The sequence below is a fragment of the Arthrobacter sp. 05T444 genome (assembly GCF_056395905.1).
Map to the genome: position 1 here is coordinate 37,788 of NZ_JBFTKK010000020.1, position 25,987 is coordinate 63,774.

Consider the following 25,987-nt stretch of genomic DNA (forward strand, 5'->3'; position numbering starts at 1 on the left):
TCCGTGCCACTTCCCCGACCAATCAACGCGACGGCGTCGTCAAGCCGCGGCGCCATCATGACACTGCCGTTCCGGCCGCTGCCCGGACCAGCCTGGCAGACCAGATCCGGCCTGCAACGGTGAGCACGGTCCCCGCGACAAATGCGCTCACGCCAAGGGGTGTCCCCACCAGCATCGCCAAGGGATCGACGCCGAGGCAGATCCCCAGCCCGAGTCCGAGCAGGGGAAGCCAGGTCAACAAAGTGACTGTCGCTTTAGGACCTGCGAGGGCGGTCTGGCGGGCAGCCTCTGCGTCGTCTTCAACCTCGAGTTGTGCCGCGAAGCGGGTCAGGACGTCCGCCAATGGACAGCCACTGGCCTCGGCGATATCGAAGCAGGCCGCCAGCTCCGCCCAGATCCGCGGTTCGTGGCTGCCCGCTGCGTGGACAGACGACGGTACCGCGAGACGTATTGCTTCCGCGACCGGGGATCCCCGCATTGCTGCCCCGCGGGCCGCCGCGAGGACTCCCGCCGATCCGGGGCTCAGCCGTGGCCCGTCGGATTTCCTGTCCAGCCCGTCAGGTTCTGCGTAAACCACCCACAACTCGTCCCAGAGGCGCGACGGTGTCCGCCCGCCTTTCAGCAGTGCGGCAAGCTGCTGGACCACCACAGTGAGCGATACGGCCGCGTCCGTCCGACCGCGGCCTGCGCGGCCCAAAAGCGAAGCACCACGGTGGTTCTGGCCTCCGCCGGCACCGCGCCACTTGCCCCTGCGCCGGTGCTTCTGGTCAAGGCCAGCACCGGCGCCGAGCAAAGGTCCCGCTGGCCTTCGGGAAGCTCCGGGGTCACGGCCCGAGGACGCGCCGCTGCCGCGGGTGACACCCCCAGCGAAGGCCCTCCGGACACGGCGACTCAGGCCGCGCGGGGGACGCAGGATCAACCACAGGGCAAGAGCCAGCACTCCAACGAGTACGGCAATCATGCCGCAACACCGGCAGGTCCCCGGATCCACTCGCGTACCTGCTCGGTGTCCGTCGGCTGGGTGCCGTCTAAAGTGTGGGCGGTTGCCGGAGCAGAAGCCTGAGCAAGATCCAGGACCGTAGGCTGTGTCTGTCCAAGGGCCAGCTCCGGATCGATGCCGAGGCGGTGGGCCAGCATCGCCCACGCCGGTCCAACGACGAGCCGCCCGCCGGCATTCTCGAGGGCTGCGGAAACGCCAAGACTGCCAGCTGTCTCCTGCAGCACCCCGATGCAGGCCACGTGACGCCCTTCCCGGGTTCTCGCGACGTGTACCACTACGTCCAGAGCGCTGGAGACCTGCAGCCGTACGGCGTCCTGCCCCAGCCCCGCCAAGGCTCCCAAAGCAGTGAGTCGGGCAGGCACAGCGCCGGCAGCATTGGCATGGATCGTCCCTCCGCCGCCGGTGTGGCCGGTGTTCATGGCTGTCAGAAGCTCCCGCACTTCTGCGCCACGGCATTCTCCCACCACCAGCCGGTCGGGCCGCATTCTCAGCGCCTGGCGCACGAGTTCGCCCAGGTCCACTTCGCCGCCGCCCTCGAGGTTGCCGTGCCGCGACTCAAGCGACACAACGTGCGGGTGAACCGGGTTCAGCTCCGAGGCATCCTCGATCAGAACCAGCCGCTCACCTGGATCGCAAAGTCCCAGCAGGGTGGACAGCAGAGTCGTCTTTCCCGAACCCGTCGCCCCGCTGATCAGGAAGCTCAGCCGTCGCTCCACCATCTGTTCCAAAACAGACTGGATCAGCGGCCCGAACATCCCCCCGCGCCTGAGTTCGTCCAGGGAAAAGACGCGTTCGCGACGGATCCGCACGCTCAGGAGTGTTCCGGCGGTGGAGATCGGCGGCAGGACAGCGTGGATGCGGTAGCCGCCGTCGAGCCGTACATCCACGCACGGTGAGCCATCATCCAGGCGCCGGCCGCCAGCTGCAACCAGCCGGGACGCCAGGGCCCGGAGCTGGGGTTCGCCGGCGAAGGCTACCGGCGCCCGTTCGATGCCCCTGCCGCGGTCGAGCCATACGGAATCCGGCGCGTTGACGAAGATGTCGGTAACGGAAGGATCCCTGACCAGCTGCTGAAGCGGACCGAGACCGTTCAGCTCGGCGCTGATCCGTTCAACTGCCGCCAGGGATCCAGCCGTGCCAAGCAGTTTTCCGGTCGCCTGCACCGCGGCGGCAACGCGAGACGGCGTAACCGGTCCAGCGTCGGCCATGACGGACTCGCGCACAGTCTCGAGCAGTCCCGAATCAAATTCCCTGGCCGCTCGCCGTCGGCCTCCGGCTTCCGGGTGCCCGGGCATCGCCCCTCCACTCCCGGGACCGAAATGGGCACCAGCCCCAGGGGCACTTGAATGCGCGCTCACTGGGCGTCCCCGGTCATCAGTTCACCATCAAGTAGGTCCAAGACTGAGGCGGCGAACCGCCGGACGCTCCTCCGCTTGCCCTGCTCCAGCAGGCGGCCAAGCTCGGCTGCGCCGGCGGTGCCGCGCACTTCCGGCAAGACACCGTGCAGCGGGAGCCCCACAGACTCAGCGATCAGGGTTCCGTCCAGGGCAGCCCCGGCTTTGCCCCGGATCACGAGCGCTGAATCCACCGGCGGAAGCTCCTGAAGGAGCCGGGCACAGGCGACAGCGGCCTTCAGCTGGGCCGGAACAACCACGAGCAGTCGGTCGCAGTCCCAGGCAAACGTCCGGAGAGGTTCGACATTTCTGCCGATGTCCACGATGACGAGCTCGTAGCCCCGCCTCGCGGCGTCCAGCACTCCGCCCACAGTGGCCGAATCCACGACAGGCGGCCTTTCCCTGCTTCCCGGCCAGGACAGGAAGGAGAAACCTCCAGCCACAGGCAACGCATCCGCAAGCTGGCCAGGGTCGATGCTGCCGCTGGCATCCGCCAGGTCCGGCCAGCGGAGCCCCGGCGATTCCTCCGCTGCCAGGGCAAGCTCGAGTCCCCCGCCCCAGGGGTCTGCATCCACGAGCAAGACCCGTGCGCCAATTCCGGCGGCGGCCTGCGCGATCCAGATGCCGGCGGTGGTGGCGCCCGCGCCCCCGCACCCGCCGGTGACGCCCAGAACCAGCCCTCCTGCCTCCGGTGAGCGTGAACGACTGAGGTACTCTGCGAGCCAGGCCGCCGCGTCGGGAAGAACCGCCACGCGCTGTGCGCCCAAAACCGCACCAAGGTGCCACAGGCTGTCCCCCTCTCCGCTCAGGCCCACCAGCACGGCGGGCGCCCGGCGCCGCGGGGGCAGCTCACGGATGTCGCTTCCTACCAAGACGGCTGCCGCTGAATCCCAGTACGGTGCAGCCTCCGAGACGCCGGCGACGACGCGCAGCCGTCCCCCTGCCGCCGCCACGATCCGCTCCACCTCCCCCTGGAGAAATTCAAAGGCGGTTACCAGCAGCACCTCCTCAGCTTCGACGGGGAGCCATGCGCCCGGCGTGTCGCCCGGGTAACGCAGTCGCGCGGCACGTCCGGGGGGCTGCGCCGAAGCCCGCCCGGGTCTTGAAAACCGGGGCGCAGAGGGAACCGGCGTCATACTGGCCGGGCGCTCCGGAGCGAAAGTTGGCCGCCGCTCCGCCGAATCGGCCGTGTCGTCGAGGGGCAGTCCTGGCGGGCCGTCCTCCCAGCCAACGTCCGCCTGCGCGGCCGGCAGTGCGGTGTCCGGTTCAGATGGAGCTCCCTGGTTCCGTGCGTGATGCCTGCTCATGGAGCAACTCTGGCTGGGAGCAGTGCCGCAGGGCAGTCGTGGATGACCGTATGTGGACAACTCCGCGGCGCGAGCCCTGTGGAGGAAAAGTCGCAGTACGGGGAGTGATGCCGCACCAACGACCGGTCCAGCCAAGGACCCGCCAAGGGCATCCCAAGCAGCAACGAACCAGCCCCCCCAAAGCAGCCACGAATCAGCCACGAAGCAGCCACGAATCAGCCCAAGGGACGCGAATACGCACCGCAGCACCGAAGTGGGTCAAACTCAGGGCAGAATTGATCCATGTATCTGTTGCTGGCCGCCCACCCCGACGGCGCAGTGATACAGGAACTCACCGCCGGCGGGCTGCCGAATCCGCGCAACCCGGAACCACAAATCGTCAGCCGCACCGCGGACCGCGACAACATGACCCACCACGTCGGCCCACGGCCCGACGGTATGCCCGCCAGACCGGACACAGCCGGGAGCCCCGCCGGGGCCAACAGCGCAACCGGGCTCGCCGCCGCCGTGCGTGATCTCGAAAAGCGGCGCCCACGATGGATCTGGCACCGCACGCAGGACTGGTATCCGGCGCTGCTGGCTGCCGGCGTTGAGCTGGAACGGTGCTACGACCTCGCGCTGTGCGGCGCCATCCTGGCGCATTCGGAGTTCACCGCCCACACGGCGTATGCACAGAACGCGGAGAAGCTGACGCAGGACGACGACCTCCAGCAACCCCCGCGGGCGCTTCAGCCGCCGCCGCCTCCGGCAGACCAGGGGTCGCTCTTCGACGATCCCGGCATGAACGCTGAACCGCGGCACACCGCCGAAGAATTGCGTGCCGAGTACGCGGCCCAGCAGGAAGCCGTGGCTGCCGCCAGCGCGGACGGCAACCGAAGGCAGCGGCTACAGCTCCTGCTCGCAGCGGAATCGGCGGGTGCCATGATCGCGGCCGAGATGCAGCACGCGGGCGTGCCGTGGAGGGAAGAGCTGCACGAACGGATCCTCGCCGACTACCTCGGTCCGCGGCCGCCGGCCGGCCAACGCCCCGCCAAGCTGGAGGCGCTCAACACCGAGCTCCGCCGGCTGCTGAACTCCCCTGGCCTGAACCCGGATTCGCCCCAGGAGCTCATGCGCGCCCTGCACCGGAACGGCATCGAGGTGAAGTCGACGCGGCAGTGGGAGCTGAAGGAGTCGAACCATCCCGCCATCGAACCCCTGCTGGCCTACAAGAAACTCTCGCGGCTGCACACGGCCAACGGCTGGACGTGGCTGGACGCCTGGGTCAGGAACGGGCGCTTCCAGCCCGAGTACGTGGTGGGCGGTGTGGTGTCCGGCAGGTGGGCGTCGCGCGGCGGCGGTGCCCTGCAGATCCCGCGGCAAATCCGCGGCGCGGTACACGCCGACCCTGGCCACAAGCTGATCGTCGCGGACGCCTCGCAGCTGGAGCCGCGCGTTCTCGTGGCTCTTTCACAGGATTCCACGATGGCCGAAGCGGCCCGCGATCAGGACCTCTACGCGGGCATCGCGGCAAAGGGATTCGGCGGCGACCGCGCAAAGGCCAAGATGGCCCTGCTCGGAGCCATGTACGGCGCCACCTCTGGCGAGGCCGGCCGGCTCATGCCGCAGCTGGCGCGCACCTATCCGCGTGCCGTCGGCTTCGTGGAACAGGCCGCCCGCGCCGGGGAGGCAGGGAAGACTGTCACATCGCGTTTGGGCCGCAGCAGCCCGCCGCCGTCAGAGGGGTGGTTCCGGAGCCAGCAGTCGACCACCGCGGAGGAGCAGCGCCGGGCGGACTCGATTGCCCGCTCACGCGGCCGGTTCACCCGCAACTTCGTGGTGCAGGGCTCCGCAGCCGACTGGGCAGCCTGCTGGCTTGCGGAATTACGACGCCGGTTGCGCGCCATGCGTGCCGACGGCTCCGCATCCGCTGAGCTCGTCTTCTTCCTCCACGACGAAGTCATGGTCCATGCCCCGGACGCCGCTGTGGACAGCTGCATCCGTGCCGTAGAGGACGCCGCCAACGCCGCGAAGGAGCTTCTCTTCGGCCGGATTCCGGTGGAGTTCCCGGTGAGTGTGGCGGTGGTGGACTCGTACGACAACGCGAAATAAGGCGGGTGCCGGCGGCCACCGGCGGTGTGGAGATCTTTGTCGCCGGGCCTCAACGGCGGACACTAGCCTGTCTGCGGCGGGAACCAAAGTCACACGGTGACTGCACCGGAACGGATCGTTTCAGTGAGTAACGTACCCGCGGGTAGTTCGCGTCCGTGCGGCGCGTCACACTACCCTGAAGTGACCGGGCAGTGGCAGTTAGTTGGCCCGGCAAGTGCAACGAAGCATCATCAGGGGGTCCAGCCAGTGGCGGGCAGATTTGAAGTACATCAGGACGACGAGAAGTTCTACAAGTTCCGGCTCAAAGACGGAGACGGCAAGATTGTGGCGGTGTCACCGCGCTTCAGGAGCCTTTCAGGCGTCGTGGCAGGCATCGACGCGATGCGGGAGAACGCCGCAACGGGGCTCGTGGTGGACCTGCGGAAGCCGCACCACCAGAGCTAGCAGAACCCGGACAGGGCCGGCTGCACCGGCATCCCAGCGTACGCCCAGGCTCGGTTTCAGTCATCGAACGAGCTACAGCATCAGCGGGTGCAGCCGCGTCCGGTCCCAGGGAACCGACCAGCCCAGCTGGTCAAAGAGCTCATTCAGGATCATGCCGGTGAACCCCCAGACCACAACGTCCTTAACGGTGAACGCCGGGCTCTGGAACGTCTGGCTCATCCGCGTGACGGTGGCCATGGCACGGTTTTCCGGATCAAGAAGGTCCCGCACCGGAACGCGGAAAACCTGGGCAGACTCTCCGTAGTCCACCACCCGGACCGGAGACGGTGAGGCCCACCAGCCAAGGACGGGCGTCACGAGGTAGTTGCCCCGGGGCAGCGCCAACTCCGGCAGCGCGCCCAGCACCTCAACTCCGCCAGGGTCCACACCGGTCTCCTCCTCAGCCTCACGGAGAGCCGCAGCAATCGGCGACTCGTCCGGGTCGATGCCGCCTCCCGGAAACGCGACCTGCCCTGGATGGTCATCCAGGGTGTGCGCCCGTTCAAGGAGCAGGACATCCAAATCTGCGGGGGCCAGCGGTTTTCCTGACTCCGCCGGAACGTCATCCAGTGCACCGAACAGGATCAGCACCGCGGCTTTGCGCGCCACCGAGGGGTCGACTGTCAGTGTCCGCCAGTAGGGATTGCGGGCCGGTCCGGTCCCGGCGCTGATCAAATCAACCAGGTCCACCAAGTCCTGGCGTGCGGTCATGGGGTCCTCCGCTGCGATTCCATCCGGATTTCGGCTGCACGGTGCGTCTCAGCCAGTAGCTTCCCCAAGAGCTCTTCGTTGCCGGGGGCAAGCTCGTACTTGAGCAGCTTCGCCGCCTTCGCCGGATCCGTCTCGCCCGTGCCGAAGCTCGGACACCAGTTCGCCACGGCGCAGGCACCGCAGGCCGGCTTCCGCGAGTGGCAGACCCGCCGGCCGTGGAACACCACCCGGTGCGACAGCATAGTCCAGTCCTTGGGCTCGAAGAGTTCGGCAACATCCGATTCGATGCGCACGGGATCGTCGGAGTCGGTCCAGCCGAAGCGCCGCGCGAGGCGGCCGAAGTGCGTGTCCACCGTAATGCCCGGGATGCCGAAGGCGTTCCCCAGCACCACGTTGGCGGTCTTGCGACCGACGCCGGGAAGCGTCACCAGATCCTCGATCCTGCCCGGCACCACGCCGTCGAATTCATCCACCAGTCGCGTCCCCAGTGCCATGAGGTTCCTCGACTTGGCCCGGAAGAAGCCTGTCGGCTTGATGATGGCCTCAAGCTCCTCGGGATCGGCCTCGGCCATGCTGCGTGCGTCCGGATAACGGGCAAAGAGCAGCGGTGTGATGAGGTTGACCGTCACATCGGTGGTCTGGGCAGAGAGTACCGTGGCCACGAGCAGCTCAAACGGACTCCGGAAATCAAGCTCCGCGTGGGCGTAGGGATACTGCTCCGCGAGCGCCCGGTTGATCCGCCGTGCCCGCCGCTTCAGCGCCAGCGCAGACCCGCCGGAGGGCTGACCGGTACCAGCCGCCGGGGCCCCGGCCGGCGGGGACCCGGGCTGCACAATTCCCACAGCGGGGTCCCCGACCAGCAACGGCCCGCCCGTATATGCCTCGGCAGGGATATTTGTCTGGGCAGGAACGCCGCTCCGTGGGGCGTCGCCCCTGGGCGACTTGGCGGTGGCCACGGGCAGCCGGCTAGCCGCGCTCGATGTTGCTGAGGTCGCGCAAGACTCCCACGCGCCCGTCCGTGTGCTGGACCAGGAATTCGTCTCCCCTGTCCTCAAGCGCCAGAACCCAGCCGCCGGGTTCGATCCCGAACAGCGGTGCACCGGTGCGCTCATCCACGGCCGTGCGGTGCTGCGCTACTGCGAACCAGAAAGCCTCGTGGGCAGGCGGCTGCTCCGTTTCCTCGGGACGGCTGGCCGGATCCACGGTGGCGCCGATCGGCTCCTGTGATTTCACCGGTTCCTGAGCCTTCACCTGGGGATGCACAGCGGTGGCCGGAGTGGCAGAGGCCGCCGGCGCCGCGCTCGCGGCGGCCGTCGCACCGGCTGCTGGAGCCGAGCCGGTGGCCAGAGCTCCATTGACCGGAGTTCCGTCCAGCTGGGTCTCTTCGGCAGCCGGCGATGCCGCTTCCGTGGCTGCGGGACGCTCGGCGGCGGACGCTGCGGCGGAAGGCACGACGGCGGCGGCTTGCGTTTCGGCGGACGCTGCGGAGGACGGCACGACGCCGGCGGCTTGCGTTTCGGCGGACGCTGCGGCGGCGTTGGTGGCAGACCATGCGCCCGGCGACGGGGCTGCCGCCACTCCGGCGGCTGTTCCCGTGTCGTGCGACCCCGTCACATGCGATCCCGACACAGGAGGCGCACCGAAAGTCTGGCCGGCGGCGTACTGGCCGCCCGCCGTCGGGCCCTGTACTGAAGAGCCCTGTACTGAAGAGCTCTGCGCGGACGAGCCCTGTACCGAAGAACCCTGCACAGACGGCTTAGCATCAAAAGGCTTTGCATCAGACGGCTTGACATGAGACGGCTTGGCCGGCTTCGGGGCCTTGGGTGCCCTGGGCTTCTGCACCGGAACGGCGGATTCCCGGGCCATGACATGGGCGGGAACTTCGGCGCGGTCCAGGAAGTCGCCGGCGAAGAAGGGGATGAAGCGGGCCAACACCGTGGCCGCGAGCAGCACGAGGGAACCGATCAGGGCAACGAGCAGGCTGGGTGTGAAGGCACCGGCGATTGAAAGGAAGAAGAAGGCAACGGCAAACGAAGCCACCACGGAGCCGAACTGGTCGATAGACAGCGAACCGATCCGCACCTTGGTCTCAGGGGCCAGGCGGCGGGCGACGAACAGTGCCGCTACGATGAGCGGCAGGACGATCCCGAGGCCGAGGAAAAACAGGCTGCCGAGGTTCCACAGGTTGTACCTCAAGGCGAACATAGGAATCAGCGATGCGACAAAGAGAACCAATGTGGCCGCGAAAACGGTCAGGTCGCGGACAGTGAAGGGACCTGCGACTGCCTCGTTCTTGGCTCCGGTCCGCTTGCCACCGGCGCCGGCGTTCGACTGGAATGATGCGTTTCCGGCCGTCTGCCCGCCCTGTGGCTTCACCGAGTGGGAGCCGTGGCCCGCATCCAGCGCCCCGCCCCGCTGGGAATCCCCCTGTTGTGAATCTCTCTGGTTCCCTCCACCATTTTGGCCGGGAGCCTGTTGGGCAGAGCCCTGATGACCCGGGTCGCGCTGGGCTGGACCCGGCTGGGCCAGACCCGGCTGGTCGTGGCTTTGCTGATTCATACTGTTCTCCTTAGCGTGGCGGCACCCGAGCGGCTGTCAATGCAGGGCGACACCTAACGGCCGGCGGGCCGGACCTCAAGCGGCCAGGCTGCCTCCGACCTATGTCACGAGTCCTTCTCAGCCTAGCCAAGTGCATGGATGATCACTAGCTGACGGGCCGCGGCGGGGTGCCTGCGGAATGACCGCGAGGGGACCACTCGTCGCTAAATCTGCACCGCTCACTGTTCACTGTGTGACGCGGCACACGTTGTCACAGCAGGAAGCGCTAGGCTGATTTCGGAACAGCTCTTTGCGGTACGTCCGTGATCTGCCGCCGCCCGATGCCGCGCTCCGCGGCTGGGTGCGGCGATGACGGCGCAGCCGCGCGGCAAAGATCTACGAATGATGAGGTTCACCATGTCCCAGGACACTCCCGGCTCGACGGCTACGGCTGCCCCCACCAGCCAGCAGGGCGACGCTCTCGAAAACCTGCTGCATGAGAACCGTAAGTTTGCCCCCTCCGAGGACTTCGTCGCGAACGCCGTTGTTGGCGCGGAAGTCTATGCGGAAGCGAATGCCGACCGCCCCGCTTTTTGGGCGAAGCAGGCACGTGAGTTGCTGACCTGGAGCAAGGATTTCGACCAGGCACTTGACTGGTCCAATCCGCCATTCGCCAAATGGTTCGTCGGCGGCGAGGTCAACGCCGCGTACAACGCGCTGGACCGGCACGTCGAGAACGGCCTTGGCGACCGGGTGGCCATCTACTTCGAGGGCGAGCCGGGAGACACCCGCACGTACACGTATGCGCAGCTCACCGACGAGGTGAAGAAGGCTGCGAACGCCTTCGAGTCCCTCGGCGTTGGCAAGGGTGACAGGGTGGCCGTGTACCTGCCGATGATCCCCGAGGCTGTGATCACGCTGCTGGCCTGCGCCCGGATCGGTGCCGTCCACTCGGTGGTGTTCGGCGGCTTCTCCGCCGACGCGCTGCGGTCCCGCATCGAGGATGCCGAGGCCAAGCTCGTGGTGACGGCGGACGGCACGTACCGGCGCGGAAAGCCCAGCGCCCTGAAGTCCGCCGTGGATGAGGCGTTGTCCGCAGACGGGCACAGCGTGCAGAACGTAGTGGTGGTCAAGCGCAACGGCCAGGATGTGGACTGGCACGAAGGCCGGGACCACTGGTGGGCCGACACCGTCGGGGCCGCCTCCGCCGAGCACACCGCCGTCGGGCATGACTCCGAGCACCCTTTGTTCATCCTGTACACCTCCGGCACCACGGGCAAGCCCAAGGGCATCCTGCACACCACCGGCGGGTTCCTGACCCAGACCGCGTACACGCACAGGGCGGTCTTCGACCTGCACCCGGCAACTGACGTGTACTGGTGCACGGCCGACGTCGGATGGGTCACCGGCCACTCCTACGTCGCCTACGCCCCGCTCATCAACGGCGCCACCCAGGTCATGTACGAGGGCACCCCGGACTCCCCGCACCAGGGCCGCTGGTGGGAGATCGTTCAGAAGTACAAGGTCTCCATCCTCTACACCGCTCCCACCGCGATCCGGACCTTCATGAAGTGGGGCCGGGACATCCCGGACAAGTACGACCTCTCTTCCATCCGAGTCCTGGGCTCCGTGGGTGAACCCATCAACCCCGAAGCGTGGATGTGGTACCGCGACGTCATCGGCGGAAACGGCGGCAAGCAAAACCCCGCACCCATTGTGGACACCTGGTGGCAGACCGAAACCGGCGCCCAGATGATCGCCCCGCTCCCGGGAGTCACGGCCACCAAACCGGGCTCCGCCCAGGTGCCGTTGCCCGGCATCGCAGTGGACGTTGTGGACGAAAACGGCGCCTCGGTGCCCGACGGCCACGGCGGCTTCCTGGTGATCCGCGAACCCTGGCCGGCCATGCTCCGCGGCATCTGGGGAGACCCCGAGCGGTTCAAGGAAACCTACTGGTCCCGCTTCGAGACCATGTACTTCGCCGGCGACGGCGCCAAGAAGGACGAGGACGGCGACATCTGGCTCCTGGGCCGGGTGGACGACGTCATGAACATCTCCGGGCACCGGCTCTCCACCACTGAAATCGAATCCGCCCTGGTGAGCCACCCCGCGGTGGCGGAGGCCGCCGTCGTTGGAGCCGCCGACGAAACCACCGGCCAGGCGGTCGTCGCGTTCGTGATCCTCCGCGGCGACGCCGTGGACACAGGTGAGGAAATCATCCAGGATCTCCGCAATCATGTCGGCAAGGAGATCGGCCCTATCGCCAAACCCAAAACCATTCTCGTGGTCCCCGAACTGCCCAAGACCCGGTCCGGCAAGATTATGCGCCGCCTCCTCAAGGACGTCGCCGAAGGCCGCGACGCCGGTGACGCCACCACCCTGGCCGACAACACCGTCATGGCCCAGATCGCGGCTTCGCTGAAGAAATAGTCACAAATCCGCACTTGCAGGGCCTGTCCGCACCGGCGGACAGGCCCTGCTGGTTTTTGCGACAACACGAATGTTGTTTTCCGATCTTTCCTGTTCCCTTTTGAGAGGTTATAGTCTGTCGTATGTGAGGTGTCTCACACGCAGCTGAATTTCAAAGGAGAGATCATGGCAGCACATCCGGAGCAGTCCGCAGCCGCCGGCCCGGGCCGGCGCACAATCCTCAAAACCATGGGAGTCGGAGCTGCCGGAGTGGCGGGCATTCCGTTCCTGGCCGCCTGCACCGGGGGCAGCGGCCCCTCCAGCGGAGGCACGGAATCGTCAGGGCTCACCTTCGGATCAGGTTCCTCGGACGAGGTGCCCAAGAAGGCGTACGAAGCGGTCACGGCGGCCTTTACCAAGAAGACCGGCAAGAAAGTCTCCACGAACGTGGTGCCGCACAACGATTTCCAGAACAAGATCAATTCCTACCTCCAGGGCTCACCGGACGATACCTTCACGTGGTTCGCCGGCTACCGGATGCAGTTCTACGCAAGCAAAGGACTCCTCGCGCCCGTGGACGACGTGTGGGAAAAGATCGGCGGCAACTTCTCGGATGCCCTGAAGAATGCGTCCACCGGCCCGGACGGCAAGATGTACTTCGTTCCCAACTACAACTACCCGTGGGGTTTCTTCTACCGGAAGAGCCTTTGGGCGGAGAAGGGCTACGAGGTTCCGGCGACTTTTGATGCCCTGAAGGCCCTCGCCACCAAGATGAAGGCGGACGGCATCATCCCCATCGGCTTCGCTGACAAGGACGGCTGGCCGGCCATGGGCACGTTCGACTACATCAACATGCGCCTCAACGGCTACCAATTCCATGTGGACCTCTGCTCGCACAAGGAATCCTGGGATCAGAAGAAGGTGACCGATGTCTTCGACACCTGGTCCGCGCTCCTGCCGTTCCAGGATCCGGCCGCACTGGGCCAGACCTGGCAGGACGCCGCCAAGGCCCTGGCAGCCAAGAAGACCGGCATGTACCTGCTCGGGTCCTTCGTCACCCAGCAGTTCACGGATCCCGCCGTGCTGAAGGACATCGATTTCTTCCCGTTCCCTGAGATCGCCGCCGAGGGCCGGGACGCCGTCGAGGCCCCCATCGATGGTTTACTGCTGTCCAAGAAGGGCGGCGAGAACTCTGCGGCGCGCCAGTTCATGGAGTTCATGGGCACGGCCGAGGCCCAGGACGCCTATGCCGCGGTGGATTCATCCAACATCGCCACGGCGAAGGGCACCGACGCTTCCAAGTTCACCGACCTTAATAAGAAGTGTGCCGAGACCATCGCCAACGCGAAGTCCATCAGCCAGTTCTTCGACCGCGACGCCCTTCCCGCCATGGCCAACAATGTGATGATCCCCGCCCTGCAGACCTTCATTAAGGACGGCAAGATGGACGTCAAAAACCTTGAGGCCCAGGCCAAGACGCTGTACGCAGCCCAATAGCAGGTCGGGGACTCCCATGAGCACTACAGCAAGAGACCTGGTTCCACCGGAATCCAGGGCACCGTCCGGGGCGCCGGCCAAACGGGTCAGGAGCGGCAAGGTCCGCAGGCTATCCCGGCGCGACAAAATCGTCCTGACCCTCATGGTCGGCATTCCCACGCTCATCCAGCTGGTGTTCATCTGGCTGCCAACCCTGTTGTCGATCGGTCTCAGCTTCACCCGCTGGAACGGGCTGGCACTGACGGACATCCGGCCGGCCGGCGCCGCGAACTACCAGTACATCTCCCAGGACTACCCTCCGTTCTGGCCCGCCATGCAGCACAACGTGCTCTGGCTGGGTTTCCTGGCGCTGGTGGCCACCCCACTGGGACTGTTGCTGGCGGTGCTGCTTGATCAGAAGATCCGCGGAAGCAAGATCTACCAGAGCATTTTCTTCGCTCCGGTGATGCTCTCCCTTGCACTGATCGGCATCATCTGGCAGCTCTTCTACCAGCGGGACAACGGCCTGCTGAACTTCGTGCTGGGCACGTCGGGCACTCCGCAGGCCGTTGACTGGTTCGGTGATTCCTCCGTGAACATCTGGGCGGCCCTGATCGCGGCCACATGGCGGCATGCGGGCTACGTCATGCTGCTCTACCTGGCCGGCCTCAAGGGTGTCGACCCCACCCTCAAGGAGGCAGCAGCCATCGACGGGGCCAATGCGGGCCAGACGTTTTTCCGCGTCGTCTTCCCTGCCATGCGGCCCATCAACATCGTGATCGTCGTGATCACCATTATTGAATCGTTGCGGGCCTTCGATGTTGTCTACGTCATCAACCGCGGCACCAACGGCCTCGAGCTCATCAGTGCCCTGGTGATCCAGAACCTCGTGGGCGAGGGGCAGGTGATCGGCGTCGGATCGGCCCTCGCCGTCGTTCTGCTGGTCATTTCCCTGGTCCCGATCGTCTTCTACCTCAGCCGCACCTTCGGCAAGGAGAACAAAGCATGAGCACCACAGCCACCCGCGCAGGCCTTCCAGCTGCGGAGGCGCACCGTTCCGGCAGCAAGCCGAAACGCCATTACGGCACGCACATCTTCCTCTCGGCCATGGCCGTTATGTGGCTCGTCCCGCTGGGATGGGCGCTCTTCACGGCCCTGCGGCCCATCGCCTCGACCAATGAACACGGCTACTTCAGCTTTGCCGGGGACTTCAACTTCGACAACTTCGTCCAGGCCTGGACGCAGGGCGGCTTTGCCAAGTACTTCTGGAACTCAGTGATCATCTCCGTTCCGGCCGTGCTGCTGGTCCTGTTCCTGGCGTCCATGATGGCATTCGCCGTGAGCCGGGTGAGCTGGAAGTTCAACGTCACGCTCCTCATCATGTTCACCGCCGGCAACCTGCTGCCGCCCCAGGTGCTGGCGGCACCGCTGTTCGAGATGGCCAAGCATTTCGAGGTGCCGTATGCCTTCAGTGATTCCGGCAACATGCTCAACACCTACATCGTGGTCATTGCTGTGAACACTGCATTCCAGATGGGCTTCTGCACGTTTGTGTTGTCGAATTACATGAAAGCCTTGTCCGCTGACCTGACCGAGGCTGCGCTCGTGGACGGGGCAGGAATCTGGCGGCAGTACCGGGAGATCATCATGCCGCTGTGCCGCCCGGCCTTCGCTGCCCTCGGCACGCTGGAAGTCATCTTCATCTACAACGACTACTTCTGGCCGCTCATTTTCATCCAGAGCGGGGACCGGCTTCCCGTCACCACGGCCATCAACAACCTCCAGGGCGAGTTCCTGAACAACTACAACCTCCTGGCGGCCGGAGCTGTGATCACTGTGATACCGACGCTGATCGTCTACCTGCTCCTGCAGCGGCAGTTTGTTGCGGGCCTGACTCTTGGTTCCAGCAAGGGGTAGGCGAAGATGGGCACTAGCAGTCGAGCTTGCCGCTTTCCCCGATTGAGAGGTTCCTGATGCTTCCCGCCGCCCGTCACCAGTCCATAGTGGACGCAGTCCAGCGAGAGCGGGTGGTCCGGGTTTCAGATCTGGCCCAGCAGCTGGGCGTGTCCCTCATGACTGTGCGGCGGGACATCGAAATGCTCGAGGAAAGCGGGCAGGTGGAGCGCATTCACGGCGGCGCCAAGCTGCCCGGCGACGCCAGCACGCACGAGCCCGGCTTCGAACTGAAGTCCACGCAGCTTACTGCCCAGAAACGGGCCATTGCCGTGGAGGCCGCAACACTGGTGCATGAGGGCATGGCCGTGGCCCTCAGCGCCGGCACCACAACGTGGGCACTGGCCAAGGAACTCGTGAACGGGCCGCGCATAACGGTGGTGACCAACTCCATCCGGATCGCCGACCTCTTTCATCATGGACCCGCGTCCGGTGCCGCACGCTACAGCTCCACCGTGATCCTGGTCGGAGGCGAACGCACGCCGTCGGACGCCCTGGTGGGGCCCATCGCCACGGCAGCGCTCAGGCAGCTGCACCTGGACCTGTTGTTCCTCGGCGTGCACGGCATGGACGCCGAGGCCGGCTTTACCACCCCCAACCTGCTCGAGGCCGAAACCGACCGGGCCTTTGTGGCCGCATCACGAAAGGTGGTGGTCCTCGCGGACCACACGAAGTGGGGCACGCAGGGCATCAGTACCATCGCCGAACTCGAGGAAGCCGACGAGGTGATCAGCGATTCGGGCCTTTCCGGCGAGGCCCAGCGGATTCTCCGGGACCGGGTGAGCAGGTTGCGGCTCGTTTAGGTTGCCATCCCGGCTGCGGCCTGACGCAGCGGGAACTCCGCCTGAACTTTCCTCAGCCGCAGCCGCAGGATTGCCTGACCAGCAGTCGCGTCGGGAAGATGCGGTGCTGCGCGGGTTCGGCACGGTCAGCGCCGACGAGCGCGCGCACCGCGGCCTCCGCCATTGCCCGCACCGGCTGTTCCACAGTGGTTAGCGGCGGCCACGAATACTCCGCCTCCAGCGAGCCGTCGAAAGATGCCAGTGCCACGTCGCCGGGCACTGACAGTCCCGCTTCGTGAAGGGCCCGGATAATGCCGATCGCCTGCATATCGGAGCTGGCAAAGATGGCAGTGGGCCGGTTGCCCGTCCCCAGGAGGCGCTTGCCGGCCGCGTAACCGCCGACCCGGGTGAACTCGCTGCGCGCTATCGGCCCTTCCGGCAGACCGGCGTCCTTGAGGGCCTGCAGCCACCCATCTTCACGTGCATCCCCTTCATTGCCGGTGGTGGTACCCATGGCCAGGCCGATGTTGGTGTGGCCGTGCCAGATAAGGTGCTCCACCGCCGTGCGGGCTCCTTCGGCCAGGTCCACACCCACAGTGGTGAAGCCTGCGGACCTCTCGCTGTGGCTGAGCAGCACGGACGGTATCTCCGCAGCCTGCAGGTCAGTCAGATCCGGATCCAGCAGCACACTCGCCAGCACCACGCCATCCACTTGCCTGGCGGCCAGGTTGCGGATGTTCCTCCGCTCCTTGGCGAGGTTGCCGTCCGAATTCGTTAGGAACAGCGCGAAGCCCAGCTCTGCCGCCGCGTCCTCCACTGCATGGGCCAGCATCGAGAAGAAGGGGTTGCTGTTATCGGGGATGATCAGGCCTATTGTCTCCGTTGAGCCCAGCTTGAGCGCACGGGCTGCGGCGTTCGGCCGGTAGCCAAGCAGGCGGATGGCGTCCTGGACCTTGGCCTCCGTGGCCGGCGCAACCTTCTTGGGCCCACCATTGACAACGTAACTGACGACGGCGGTGCTCACCCCGGCGTACCGGGCAACATCCTTGCGGGTCACCTGGGTACGGGGGGCGGGCACTGCCGGGGTGGTCATAGTGTCCATGCTAGCTACAGCGACGCCGGGGCATCGCCGAAATCTCGGATGATCAGGCGTTCGCCGCCGCGGAGGGCGGACTCGTGGGCCACGATGCCCGGCAGCGTGAACCGTGCCGCGGTCCAGGCGTTGACCGCCGGAAGCGTGCGGTTGTTGACCGCCGTGACGAAGTCATCCACAAGGAAGTGGTGGCTGCCCTCGTGTCCGTTCGGGGCTCCCCGGAATTCTTCGGGGAGACGCTCGCTGTCGTGGACGGGTGCAAGACCCGACACGAAGGCATCACGGAGTTCAGGTGCCACATTGGCCAGCGATGGATCATCGAGGGACATGCTGGGCCTTGACTCCATCTGCCCCGAAATGTCGTGGACGTTGGCCTTGTCCTGCCAGACCGTGACCTTGGCCAGCTGCTCAAAGCTGGCCTCCGTGCCGAAGAACCTGAACCGGGACTCGCGGATGTGGGACGGGTATCCCACGCGGCGCATCTCGTTGGTTCGCATCACACCGCCGTCGTTCAGTTCAAACAGTGCCGTGGCGTTGGAAAAGTCATTGCCGAACATGCTGACGTCCCGGTCGAACACTCCGTCCTGCCGGTCATCCCTCACACCCACGCAGCTGACACTGACAGCGTGCGTCGGCACCGCGCCCAGCACCCCTCCAATGGCGTGCGTCGGGTACAGCATGGGCGGATAGCTGGCCGTCTCCTTCCAGCGCTCGCCCCCGCTGTACTGGTAGGCGTCGTAGAAGCCCAGATCCATGTCGTGGACGTAATCGCCCTCCGTGTAGAACACCCGGCCGAATTTTCCGGCCGCATGCTGCTTCCGGGCGTAGACGGTGGCCGGGTTGTAGTAACTGGTCTCACCCATCATGTAGACGTTCCGGGTCTCCCTCACGGCTTCGATAATGCGGGCGATCTCCTCCTCGGAAATCGCCATGGGCACCGCCGAGTACACGTGCTTGCCGGCCCGGAGGGCCCGCTCCACGAGGGGACCGTGCGTCCAGCGCTGCGTGAAGATGGCGACGGCGTCGACGTCGGAGGCTAGGAGATCCTCGAAGCTCGCCACGGAACCTGCCAGGCCGTAGTGCTCGATTGCTTCTGCCGCCCGTTCCGGCCGCTCATCCACCACATAGACCTTGCTCACGCCCGGGTGCAGGTTGAAGAGGTGGGCGAACTGGCCGCCGAACTGGCCTACGCCAACTACTCCGATTGAAAACGTCATTGTTTGGTGCCTCTCAAGGTGGTGGAACTGGCATCCGTTGGGCTGACAAAGGTCCCGCCGGGGGTTGCGCTCAGTCTTACACCGGAATCTACTCGAGTCAACGTCTTCAACGTTGCAGAAGAAATTCCCCGAGAAATCCTCAGATTTAACTTGTTCTCCGAAATCTACTCGTGTAGATTCAGTGGCGATTGTTAGTCACATCACACACTCAGGAAGGGTCGATGATGACCACCCTTACCAAGAATCCGCCCGCTGCAGCGCACAAGGCGCCGCAGCGTTCCAACCGGGGCCGTGGCATGGCAAAGCTGGGCGACCTCAGGATTGCGCTGCTGTTCATCCTTCCGGCGATGATCGGCTTCGTTGCTTTTTTCCTGGTGCCGACCATCCGGGGCATCTACTTGAGCTTCACCGAGTACAGCGTGCTGGGCGAACCGGAGTGGATCGGCCTTAAGAACTACACGTCGATTTTTGCGGACGAGCTCTTCTGGAACGCCATGGCGGTGACCGTCCAGTACGTCGCAATCAACATCGGCCTGCAGACAGTCATTGCGCTCGGCCTGGCGCTGCTGATGCACCGCGTGGCAAAGTCCACGTTCGTCCGCGGCGCGTTGCTGCTTCCGTTCCTGGTAGCCAACGTGATCGTTGCCCTGCTGTGGTTCTGGATGCTCGATTACCAGCTGGGTATCGTGAACGAGATCATCAACTGGATGGGCCTTCCCCGCATTGCCTTCTTCGGTAGTGAGCAGTGGGCCATCCCCACTATCGCCTTCGTCAACGTCTGGCGCCACATGGGCTACACCGCCCTGCTGATCTTCGCCGGCCTCCAGTCCATTCCCAACCACGTTTACGAGGTCGCCTCGCTGGACGGCGCCTCGCCGACCAGGACGTTCTGGAGCATCACCATGCCGCTTCTGCGCCCGGTTCTGGCACTCGTGCTGGTGGTCACCGTCATCGGGTCATTCCAGGTCTTCGACACCGTCGCGGTCACCACCGGCGGCGGTCCGGTCAACGCCTCGCGCGTCATCCAGATGTACATCTACCAAAAAGCCTTCGGCGAATCGGACTTCGGGTACGCCTCCGCCCTGTCCGTCATTCTCTTCGTGATCCTCGCACTCGTGGCCTTCATCCAGATGAAGTTCCTCAAGGGCAACGAATCGGATCTGGACTAAGGAATCCCTGCCATGACCACTCAAACACTCGCCCCCCGCAAGCCCATCAACTGGCGCCGCGCAGGCGCCTGGACGCTCGTCGCCCTGGCGCTCATCGTCACCATCGTCCCGTTCCTGTGGATGCTCCGGACGGCCCTGTCCAGCAACCACTCGCTCGCCTCCAACGCTGCGAACCTCCTTCCGGCCGACTTCAGCTGGGGCGCTTTCAAGCGGGTCTTTGGAATGCAGTCCGCAGAAGAGGCCATTGCCGAAGGAGGCTCCGGGGCCGACATTAACTTCTGGCTCTACCTCCGCAACTCCATTATCTTTTCGACCGTGACCACGGCCGGCCAGGTCTTCTTCAGCGCCATGGCCGCCTACGCTTTCTCCCGGCTCCGCTGGCCGGGACGGAACCTGGTGTTCGGCCTGTTCCTCGCCACGATGATGGTGCCGCCGATCTTCACCGCGCTGCCGAACTTCCTCATGATCAAGAACCTGGGTCTGCTGAACACGTTCGCCGGCCTGGCCCTGCCGTTCCTGTTCATGACCCCCTTTGCGATCTTCTTCCTGCGGCAGTTCTTCCTGAACATGTCCCGTGAGGTCGAGGAGGCAGCGATGCTCGACGGTGCGAAGCACCTGCGCATCTTCTTCCAGATCGTGCTGCCCAACGCCGCAGCACCGCTGGCCACGCTCGCGTTCCTGACGTTCGTGGGCCAGTGGAACGAATACTTCTGGCCACTGCTGGTGGGCCAGGACGAGAACGTCCGTGTCCTGACCGTGGGCCTGGGCGTCTTCAAGTCCCAGTCCCCGCAGGGCGCCCCGGACTGGGCCGGACTCATGGCCGGCACCATCGTCGCCGCCCTGCCGGTACTGCTGCTCTTCTTGGCCTTCGGCAAGAGAGTGGTCAACTCCATCGGCTTCTCCGGCATCAAGTGAAGCCTCTCCCACCAAACTCAGCCCAAACCGCCGCTCCCGGCAATCCACGCACCACCCACGAAAGGTCCATCATGAAGAAATCCCTCGGCGCCGTCGCTGCCGCCGCAGCCATCGCCTTGTCCCTCTCCGCCTGTGGCGGCGCATCGTCCACCCCTTCGGCCGAGGCCAAGGGCGAAATCAACTACTGGCTCTGGGACGCCAACCAGCTTCCGGCCTATCAGCAGTGCGCCGCCGACTTCACCAAGGCCAACCCCGACATCAAGGTCAAGATCACCCAGCGCGGCTGGGACGACTACTGGACCACCCTGACCAACGGCTTCGTCGCCGGCACTGCACCGGACGTCTTCACCGACCACCTCTCCAAGTTCCCCGAATACGCCTCGAAGAAGCAGCTGCTCGCCCTGGACGACGCCGTTCAGAAGGACGGGGTCAAGCTGGACGTCTACAACAAGGGCCTCGCCGATCTCTGGGTGGGCCAGGACGGCAAGCGCTACGGACTGCCGAAGGACTGGGACACCGTCGCGATGTTCTACAACAAGAAGCTCGTCAAGGACGCCGGCTACACCGAGGAGCAGCTGAAGAACCTCGACTGGAACCCGCAGAACGGCGGCAGCTACGAGAAGGCCATCGCCCACCTCACCGTGGACAAGAGCGGCAAGCGCGGCGACGAGGCAGGCTTCGACAAGTCCAAGGTGGCCGTCTACGGCCTGGGACTGGAGAACTCCGGCTCCGGCCAGGGCCAGACCCAGTGGAGCTTCCTGTCCGCCACCACCGGCTGGACCCACACGGACAAGAACCCGTGGGGCACGAAGTTCAACTACGACGATCCCAAGCTCCAGGAGACCATCAAGTGGTGGGCCGGCCTCGCGGACAAGGGCTACATGCCCAAGCTTGAGACCACCGTCGGCGCTAGCGTCTCAGACGCATTCGGTGCCGGCAAGGCCGCCATCAACACCAACGGATCCTGGATGATCGGCCAGTACACCAGCTACAAGGGTGTCGAAACCGGAATCGCCCCCACCCCCAAGGGACCTGAGGGCAAACGCGCCAGCATGTTCAACGGCCTGGCCGACTCCGTCTGGGCCGGCACCAAGAACCCGGCTGCTTCCGTGAAGTGGGTTGAGTACCTGGCCTCCAGCGCCTGCCAGGACGTTGTCGCCTCCAAGGCCGTCGTCTTTCCCGCCATCAAGAGCTCCTCCGAGAAGGCTGCCGCTGCCTTCAAGGCCAAGGGCATCGACGTCACCGCCTTCACCACGCACGTCACCGATGGCACCACCTTCCTGTTCCCCATCGCCGACAAGGCCGCCAAGGTGGACGGCATCATGAAGCCCGCCATGGACGCGGTTGTGTCCGGCAAGAAGGATGCCAGCTCCCTGACTGACGCCAACGGCCAGGTCAATTCCCTCTTCAAGTAGGGACGAAACTGGGCGACAATCGAAGCCCAGGCATCCACCGCAGCACCACGGTTGCGGGGCCGGCGCGCACCTGCCGCCCGGCCCCGCAACCGGCTTACCTTACCTTTCTGCATCACGCTCCTCACCGAAAGAGAACTACCTATGGATCCCCTGCACCTCCGTTCCGCCGGCACCAGCCTGGTGATCAGCTTTAGCAGCGGGGAGGCCGAGGTCATCCATTGGGGCGCCGAACTTGGCGGCCACCTCCCGGACCTCGCCATCCTCACCGAACCCGTCCCCCACTCGGCCATCGATGCCACGGTCCCCGCAGGCCTGCTGCCCCAGGCGTCATCCAGCTGGCGGGGGCGGCCGGCGCTGCGCGGCCACCGGATTGCCGACGGCGTCTCCGGCCTCGACTTCTCCGTCCGCCTGCGCGCTGTCCGCGCCACGGTGAACGGCAACACCGCGGTTATCACCCAGCGGGATGCCGACACCGACATCACAGTGGAGTCCACGCTCGCCCTGAACGCCGGCGGCCTGCTGGAACTGCGCCACACCGTCACCAACTCCGGCACCTCGCCGTTCCAAGTCGACGAACTGGCCACTGTCCTCCCGGTGGCTCCGGACGCCGTCGAACTCCTGGACCTGACCGGGCGCTGGTGCCGGGAACGCCATCCGCAGCGCCGCCCCATCCAGCAGGGCACCTGGGTCCGCACCGGACGCCACGGCCGCACCGGCCACGATTCCTCGCTGCTCTTCGCCGCCGGAACCGCCGGGTTCGGCAACCGGCACGGTAAAGTCTGGGCCACGCACCTGGCCTGGAGCGGCAACCACGAACAGTTCGCCGACACCATCGGCGACGGCCGCACCATGATCGGCGGCTCGGAACTGCTGGGACCGGCCGAAGTGATCCTCCAACCGGGCGGAAGCTACACCACGCCAGCACTCTTCGCGGCCTATTCTGACCGCGGTCTGGACGGCATCAGCGAGGCGTTCTACAGCTGGTTCCGGTCCCGCCCGCACCATGTCCTGCCCGCGGCTTCTGCCAATGCCGGAGCCGGAAAACCGCGCCCGGTGGTGCTCAACACCTGGGAAGCGGTCTACTTCGACCACGACCTGTCTACGCTCATCGAACTGGCCGATTCCGCCGCCGACCTCGGCGTCGAGCGCTTCGTCCTCGACGACGGCTGGTTCCGCGGCCGCCGCGACGACCACGCTGGCCTGGGTGACTGGTACGTGGACGAGACGCTCTGGCCCAACGGCCTCACGCCGCTGATCGATGCCGTGACATCGCGCGGGATGGAATTCGGCCTCTGGGTGGAACCGGAAATGGTCAACCTGGACTCCGACATAGTCCGGGCACACCCCGAGTGGATCGTTGGTCCTGCCGCCGCCTCCCACAAGGACGGCGGACGCCTGCCGCTGGCCTGGCGGAACCAGCACATCATCGATCTCGTGAACCCTGAGGCCTGGCAGTACATCTTCGACCGGATCGACGCCCTCCTGCGCGAAAACAACATCAGCTACCTCAAGTGGGACCAGAACCGCGACCTGACCGAACACGGCCACGCCGGCCGCCCCTCCGTCCACGAACAGACGCTCGCCGCCTACCGGCTGTTCGACGAACTCCGCAAGGCCCATCCCGGCGTCGAGATTGAAAGCTGCTCCTCCGGCGGTGCCCGCGTGGACCTGGGCATCCTGGAACGCACAGACCGGATCTGGGCCTCGGACTGCAACGACGCGCTGGAGCGCCAGACCATCCAGCGCTGGACCGGCCTGGTGGTCCCGCCGGAGCTCGTGGGCGGCCACATCGGCCCCACCACCTCCCACACCACGGCCCGCACGCACGATCTGTCCTTCCGCGCCATCACGGCGCTGTTTGGGCACTTCGGCATGGAATGGGACGTCCGCGAGGTGCAGGGGGCGGAACGCGACGAACTCAAACGCTTCATCGGGATTTATAAGGAGCACCGCGGGCTTATCCACAGCGGCCGGATGGTCCGCGCCGATGTTCCCGACGATTCGATGATGCTGCACGGCGTTGTTGCGGATGCCGCGGCGACGGATGCCGTCGCATCGGGCACGACGGCGGCGCTGTTCGCCCTCGTGAGCACGCGGACGTCGTTTGCCGAGCAGCCGGGCCGGATCACCGTTCCCGGCCTGGAGGCAGCACGGAACTACCGGGTGGAGGCCATCTTCCCGGCGCCCAGCGACGCGGACTACGCCCACACGTTCACGCAGGTCCAGCCGCCGGCCTGGCTGGCCTCAGGGGCCGAGGCCAGCGGCAGCTTCCTGGCCGAGGTCGGACTGCCCATGCCGATCCTCAACCCGGAGCACGCGGTGCTCCTGAAGTTCACGGCGCTCTAAGGCGCACCCAACTCACTGGCCTGGGCGGTTCGCCGCCCGGGCCAGTGCCACGTGAGGCCGCAGGCCGTTCCGCAACGGGCGCGAACGGATCCTTGAGCCCTGCAGGCTGTAACGAAGCCCCGCTCCCGGAGGCCGGGCGGGACAACACGATAGATTTGCATCCATGACTGAAGCACCCTCCGCCACCGAAGCCGGCCGCGCAACCATCCTTGTCCTCAATGGCCCCAACCTGAATCTTCTCGGCACCCGCGAGCCGGAGAAATACGGCACCTCAACCCTTGCCGACGTCGAACAGTTGGCGCAGGATGCCGGAGCTGCTCACGGACTGGACGTTGAGTGTTTCCAGTCCAACCATGAAGGCGCCCTGGTGGACGCAATCCACGCCGCACGGGGCAAGGCCATCGGCATCGTCCTCAACGCCGGCGCGTACACGCACACGTCCGTGGCCATCCGGGACGCGATCTCAGCCGTACAGCTGCCTGCCGTGGAAGTCCACATCACCAACGTGCACGCCCGCGAAGCGTTCAGGCACCACTCCTACCTTTCGGACATCAGCAAGGCCGTGATCGCGGGCGCCGGGATCATGGGGTACCGCTTTGCCGTCGAATACCTCGCCGAGCTGCATGCCGGCAAGGCCTGACAATGCCGGCCGAGGCGATGGGCACCGCAGACTGGTACCGGCATTTCGGCGCCTTTGATGCCCCCGGTTCCTCGGCTTGCTACGCCGACTGGTCGTTGCACATCGCTGACGATCCCGAGCTGATTGCGCGGATTGAACAGTGGCCGCACAACAAGCGCCAGCCCCTGCTGATGTTGGCTGCCGCCCGCTTCCTCGGCGCCAGGATTTCCCCCTATGGGGAGTTCCGGAAGTTTCTGGACGAGCATTGGGCGGACATCTCGCGGACCGTCCTCTCGCGTGCCACGCAGACGAACGAGGTGGGCCGCTGCGCCACCCTGCTGCCTTCGCTGGCCGCCATCGCGGCCGCCGAAGGGAAGCCGCTCGCCCTGATCGAAGTCGGCGCGTCTGCCGGCCTGGCGCTGTTCCCGGACCGCTACTGCTACGAGTTCGACGACGGGACGACGGTCACGCGACTGCTTCCGGCACGGCCGCGGAAGGGTCAGCCTGCCGCGCCAGAGCCGCCCGCCCTCCGGTGCATCACTTCGGGCATGGTTCCCCTGCCCGGCCGACTGCCGGACATCGTGTGGCGGGCCGGAATCGACCTGAACCCCCTGGACGTCGGAAATGACGACGACGTCGCCTGGCTCGAAGCCCTGGTCTGGCCCGAGCAGGACTTCCGCCGTGAGCGGCTACGCCGGGCGGTCGCCGTCGCCCGGCAGGAGCCGCCGCTCCTTGTTGCCGGGGACCTGAACGAGCAGCTGGTCTCCTTGGCACGCCAGGCACCGGACGATGCGGCACTGGTGGTGTTCCACAGTGCCGTCATGGGCTACCTCAGCGCGGAAGGCCGCGCGCGTTTCCGGACCACAGTCCAGGGCCTCGCTGCAGACCGGGGCTGCCACTGGTTGTCCAACGAGGGCGAGATGGTGATCGCCCAGGAGGACGGCTCCAACGTGGTGCCTGAAATGGACCCGGAACGGCTCAAAGGACGTTTCCTGCTGCTGCAGGACGGCCTGCCGGTGGCCGTCACTGGGCCGCATGGCCAGAGCCTGGAGTGGCTCTAGCCGTCTGT

At 65.9% G+C, this 25,987-nt stretch carries 21 protein-coding genes; 13 read left to right on the plus strand and 8 right to left on the minus strand.

The window, feature by feature from the left end:
• Positions 1-55: 55 nt before the first annotated feature.
• Genes AC1DD3_RS17315 through ssd form a run of 3 tightly spaced genes read right to left on the minus strand, consistent with a single transcriptional unit; the run spans position 56 to position 3,701 of the window.
• On the minus strand, positions 56-961 hold the full coding sequence (locus AC1DD3_RS17315) for a hypothetical protein (protein WP_230119351.1): 906 nt from the start codon (positions 959-961) through the stop codon (positions 56-58).
• Positions 958-2,295: a TadA family conjugal transfer-associated ATPase gene (locus AC1DD3_RS17320; protein ID WP_230119352.1), complete on the minus strand. Its 1,338-nt coding sequence runs from the start codon at positions 2,293-2,295 to the stop codon at positions 958-960. Before AC1DD3_RS17320 ends, AC1DD3_RS17315 begins: the two co-directional genes overlap by 4 nt.
• Before the next feature lie 59 nt (positions 2,296-2,354).
• Entirely contained in the window at positions 2,355-3,701 is a 1,347-nt protein-coding gene (gene ssd / locus AC1DD3_RS17325) for a septum site-determining protein Ssd (RefSeq protein WP_354962158.1), read from the minus strand.
• 282 nt (positions 3,702-3,983) lie between these two features.
• Here ssd and AC1DD3_RS17330 point away from each other — a divergent pair, with 282 nt between their 5' ends.
• On the plus strand, positions 3,984-5,792 hold the full coding sequence (locus AC1DD3_RS17330; RefSeq protein WP_230119353.1) for a bifunctional 3'-5' exonuclease/DNA polymerase: 1,809 nt from the start codon (positions 3,984-3,986) through the stop codon (positions 5,790-5,792).
• Between the two features lie 246 nt (positions 5,793-6,038).
• Positions 6,039-6,236: a YegP family protein gene (locus AC1DD3_RS17335; RefSeq protein ID WP_230119354.1), complete on the plus strand. Its 198-nt coding sequence runs from the start codon at positions 6,039-6,041 to the stop codon at positions 6,234-6,236.
• A gap of 72 nt (positions 6,237-6,308) precedes the next feature.
• Here the strand turns inward: AC1DD3_RS17335 and AC1DD3_RS17340 are convergent, their stop codons facing one another.
• The 3 genes from AC1DD3_RS17340 to AC1DD3_RS17350 all read right to left on the minus strand — a co-directional run bounded on the left by AC1DD3_RS17340 (position 6,309) and on the right by AC1DD3_RS17350 (position 9,545).
• On the minus strand, positions 6,309-6,986 hold the full coding sequence (locus AC1DD3_RS17340) for an NUDIX hydrolase (protein ID WP_230119355.1): 678 nt from the start codon (positions 6,984-6,986) through the stop codon (positions 6,309-6,311).
• On the minus strand, positions 6,983-7,819 hold the full coding sequence (gene nth / locus AC1DD3_RS17345; RefSeq protein ID WP_476882160.1) for an endonuclease III: 837 nt from the start codon (positions 7,817-7,819) through the stop codon (positions 6,983-6,985). Before nth ends, AC1DD3_RS17340 begins: the two co-directional genes overlap by 4 nt.
• 133 nt (positions 7,820-7,952) lie before the next feature.
• Positions 7,953-9,545, minus strand: a complete 1,593-nt coding sequence (locus AC1DD3_RS17350; RefSeq protein ID WP_230119356.1) for a hypothetical protein — start codon at positions 9,543-9,545, stop codon at positions 7,953-7,955.
• Between the two features lie 396 nt (positions 9,546-9,941).
• Here AC1DD3_RS17350 and acs point away from each other — a divergent pair, with 396 nt between their 5' ends.
• The 5 genes from acs (at position 9,942) to AC1DD3_RS17375 (ending at position 16,165) form a co-directional block, all read left to right on the plus strand.
• Entirely contained in the window at positions 9,942-11,954 is a 2,013-nt protein-coding gene (gene acs / locus AC1DD3_RS17355) for an acetate--CoA ligase (protein WP_476882161.1), read from the plus strand.
• 165 nt (positions 11,955-12,119) lie between these two features.
• Complete coding sequence (locus AC1DD3_RS17360) at positions 12,120-13,430, plus strand: ABC transporter substrate-binding protein (RefSeq protein ID WP_476882148.1); 1,311 nt, start codon at positions 12,120-12,122, stop codon at positions 13,428-13,430.
• Positions 13,431-13,446: 16 nt separating this feature from the next.
• Entirely contained in the window at positions 13,447-14,418 is a 972-nt protein-coding gene (locus tag AC1DD3_RS17365) for a carbohydrate ABC transporter permease (protein ID WP_230119358.1), read from the plus strand.
• A complete protein-coding gene (locus AC1DD3_RS17370; RefSeq protein WP_230119359.1) occupies positions 14,415-15,326 on the plus strand; it encodes a carbohydrate ABC transporter permease in 912 nt (303 codons plus the stop codon). Before AC1DD3_RS17365 ends, AC1DD3_RS17370 begins: the two co-directional genes overlap by 4 nt.
• Before the next feature lie 56 nt (positions 15,327-15,382).
• Positions 15,383-16,165, plus strand: coding sequence for a DeoR/GlpR family DNA-binding transcription regulator (locus AC1DD3_RS17375; protein ID WP_230119389.1), 783 nt, complete (start codon positions 15,383-15,385; stop codon positions 16,163-16,165).
• A 52-nt stretch (positions 16,166-16,217) separates the two neighbouring features.
• Here AC1DD3_RS17375 and AC1DD3_RS17380 read toward each other — a convergent pair whose 3' ends face one another.
• Together AC1DD3_RS17380 and AC1DD3_RS17385 are read right to left on the minus strand one after the other, a co-directional pair.
• Complete coding sequence (locus AC1DD3_RS17380; RefSeq protein WP_476882149.1) at positions 16,218-17,237, minus strand: LacI family DNA-binding transcriptional regulator; 1,020 nt, start codon at positions 17,235-17,237, stop codon at positions 16,218-16,220.
• A gap of 14 nt (positions 17,238-17,251) precedes the next feature.
• Positions 17,252-18,454 carry a Gfo/Idh/MocA family protein gene (locus tag AC1DD3_RS17385; protein WP_476882150.1) on the minus strand — a complete coding sequence of 401 codons (1,203 nt, stop codon included), beginning with the start codon at positions 18,452-18,454 and terminating at the stop codon, positions 17,252-17,254.
• 224 nt (positions 18,455-18,678) lie between these two features.
• Between AC1DD3_RS17385 and AC1DD3_RS17390 the strand changes: the two genes are divergently transcribed.
• From AC1DD3_RS17390 to AC1DD3_RS17415, 6 genes are all read left to right on the plus strand, one after another.
• A complete protein-coding gene (locus tag AC1DD3_RS17390) occupies positions 18,679-19,623 on the plus strand; it encodes a carbohydrate ABC transporter permease (RefSeq protein ID WP_230119390.1) in 945 nt (314 codons plus the stop codon).
• 12 nt (positions 19,624-19,635) lie between these two features.
• Positions 19,636-20,538, plus strand: a complete 903-nt coding sequence (locus tag AC1DD3_RS17395) for a carbohydrate ABC transporter permease (protein ID WP_230119362.1) — start codon at positions 19,636-19,638, stop codon at positions 20,536-20,538.
• 71 nt (positions 20,539-20,609) lie between these two features.
• A complete protein-coding gene (locus AC1DD3_RS17400) occupies positions 20,610-21,953 on the plus strand; it encodes an ABC transporter substrate-binding protein (protein ID WP_230119363.1) in 1,344 nt (447 codons plus the stop codon).
• 141 nt (positions 21,954-22,094) lie between these two features.
• Positions 22,095-24,299, plus strand: a complete 2,205-nt coding sequence (locus AC1DD3_RS17405; RefSeq protein WP_230119364.1) for an alpha-galactosidase — start codon at positions 22,095-22,097, stop codon at positions 24,297-24,299.
• A gap of 163 nt (positions 24,300-24,462) precedes the next feature.
• Entirely contained in the window at positions 24,463-24,939 is a 477-nt protein-coding gene (gene aroQ, locus AC1DD3_RS17410; protein ID WP_476882151.1) for a type II 3-dehydroquinate dehydratase, read from the plus strand.
• A gap of 2 nt (positions 24,940-24,941) precedes the next feature.
• The gene (locus tag AC1DD3_RS17415) at positions 24,942-25,979 is read left to right on the plus strand and encodes a DUF2332 domain-containing protein (RefSeq protein WP_230119366.1); all 1,038 of its coding nucleotides are present in this window, start codon (positions 24,942-24,944) and stop codon (positions 25,977-25,979) included.
• The last annotated feature ends 8 nt before the right edge of the window (positions 25,980-25,987 follow it).

Coding starts and splice junctions, on each gene's coding strand:
- AC1DD3_RS17315 (WP_230119351.1), bottom strand. CDS start 961: ATGATTGCCGTACTCGTTGGAGTGCTGGCTCTTGCCCTGTGGTTGATC.
- AC1DD3_RS17320 (WP_230119352.1), bottom strand. CDS start 2,295: ATGCCCGGGCACCCGGAAGCCGGAGGCCGACGGCGAGCGGCCAGGGAA.
- ssd (WP_354962158.1), bottom strand. CDS start 3,701: ATGAGCAGGCATCACGCACGGAACCAGGGAGCTCCATCTGAACCGGAC.
- AC1DD3_RS17330 (WP_230119353.1), top strand. CDS start 3,984: ATGTATCTGTTGCTGGCCGCCCACCCCGACGGCGCAGTGATACAGGAA.
- AC1DD3_RS17340 (WP_230119355.1), bottom strand. CDS start 6,986: ATGACCGCACGCCAGGACTTGGTGGACCTGGTTGATTTGATCAGCGCC.
- AC1DD3_RS17350 (WP_230119356.1), bottom strand. CDS start 9,545: ATGAATCAGCAAAGCCACGACCAGCCGGGTCTGGCCCAGCCGGGTCCA.
- acs (WP_476882161.1), top strand. CDS start 9,942: ATGTCCCAGGACACTCCCGGCTCGACGGCTACGGCTGCCCCCACCAGC.
- AC1DD3_RS17360 (WP_476882148.1), top strand. CDS start 12,120: ATGGCAGCACATCCGGAGCAGTCCGCAGCCGCCGGCCCGGGCCGGCGC.
- AC1DD3_RS17365 (WP_230119358.1), top strand. CDS start 13,447: ATGAGCACTACAGCAAGAGACCTGGTTCCACCGGAATCCAGGGCACCG.
- AC1DD3_RS17370 (WP_230119359.1), top strand. CDS start 14,415: ATGAGCACCACAGCCACCCGCGCAGGCCTTCCAGCTGCGGAGGCGCAC.
- AC1DD3_RS17375 (WP_230119389.1), top strand. CDS start 15,383: ATGCTTCCCGCCGCCCGTCACCAGTCCATAGTGGACGCAGTCCAGCGA.
- AC1DD3_RS17380 (WP_476882149.1), bottom strand. CDS start 17,237: ATGACCACCCCGGCAGTGCCCGCCCCCCGTACCCAGGTGACCCGCAAG.
- AC1DD3_RS17385 (WP_476882150.1), bottom strand. CDS start 18,454: ATGACGTTTTCAATCGGAGTAGTTGGCGTAGGCCAGTTCGGCGGCCAG.
- AC1DD3_RS17390 (WP_230119390.1), top strand. CDS start 18,679: ATGACCACCCTTACCAAGAATCCGCCCGCTGCAGCGCACAAGGCGCCG.
- AC1DD3_RS17395 (WP_230119362.1), top strand. CDS start 19,636: ATGACCACTCAAACACTCGCCCCCCGCAAGCCCATCAACTGGCGCCGC.
- AC1DD3_RS17400 (WP_230119363.1), top strand. CDS start 20,610: ATGAAGAAATCCCTCGGCGCCGTCGCTGCCGCCGCAGCCATCGCCTTG.
- AC1DD3_RS17405 (WP_230119364.1), top strand. CDS start 22,095: ATGGATCCCCTGCACCTCCGTTCCGCCGGCACCAGCCTGGTGATCAGC.
- aroQ (WP_476882151.1), top strand. CDS start 24,463: ATGACTGAAGCACCCTCCGCCACCGAAGCCGGCCGCGCAACCATCCTT.
- AC1DD3_RS17415 (WP_230119366.1), top strand. CDS start 24,942: ATGCCGGCCGAGGCGATGGGCACCGCAGACTGGTACCGGCATTTCGGC.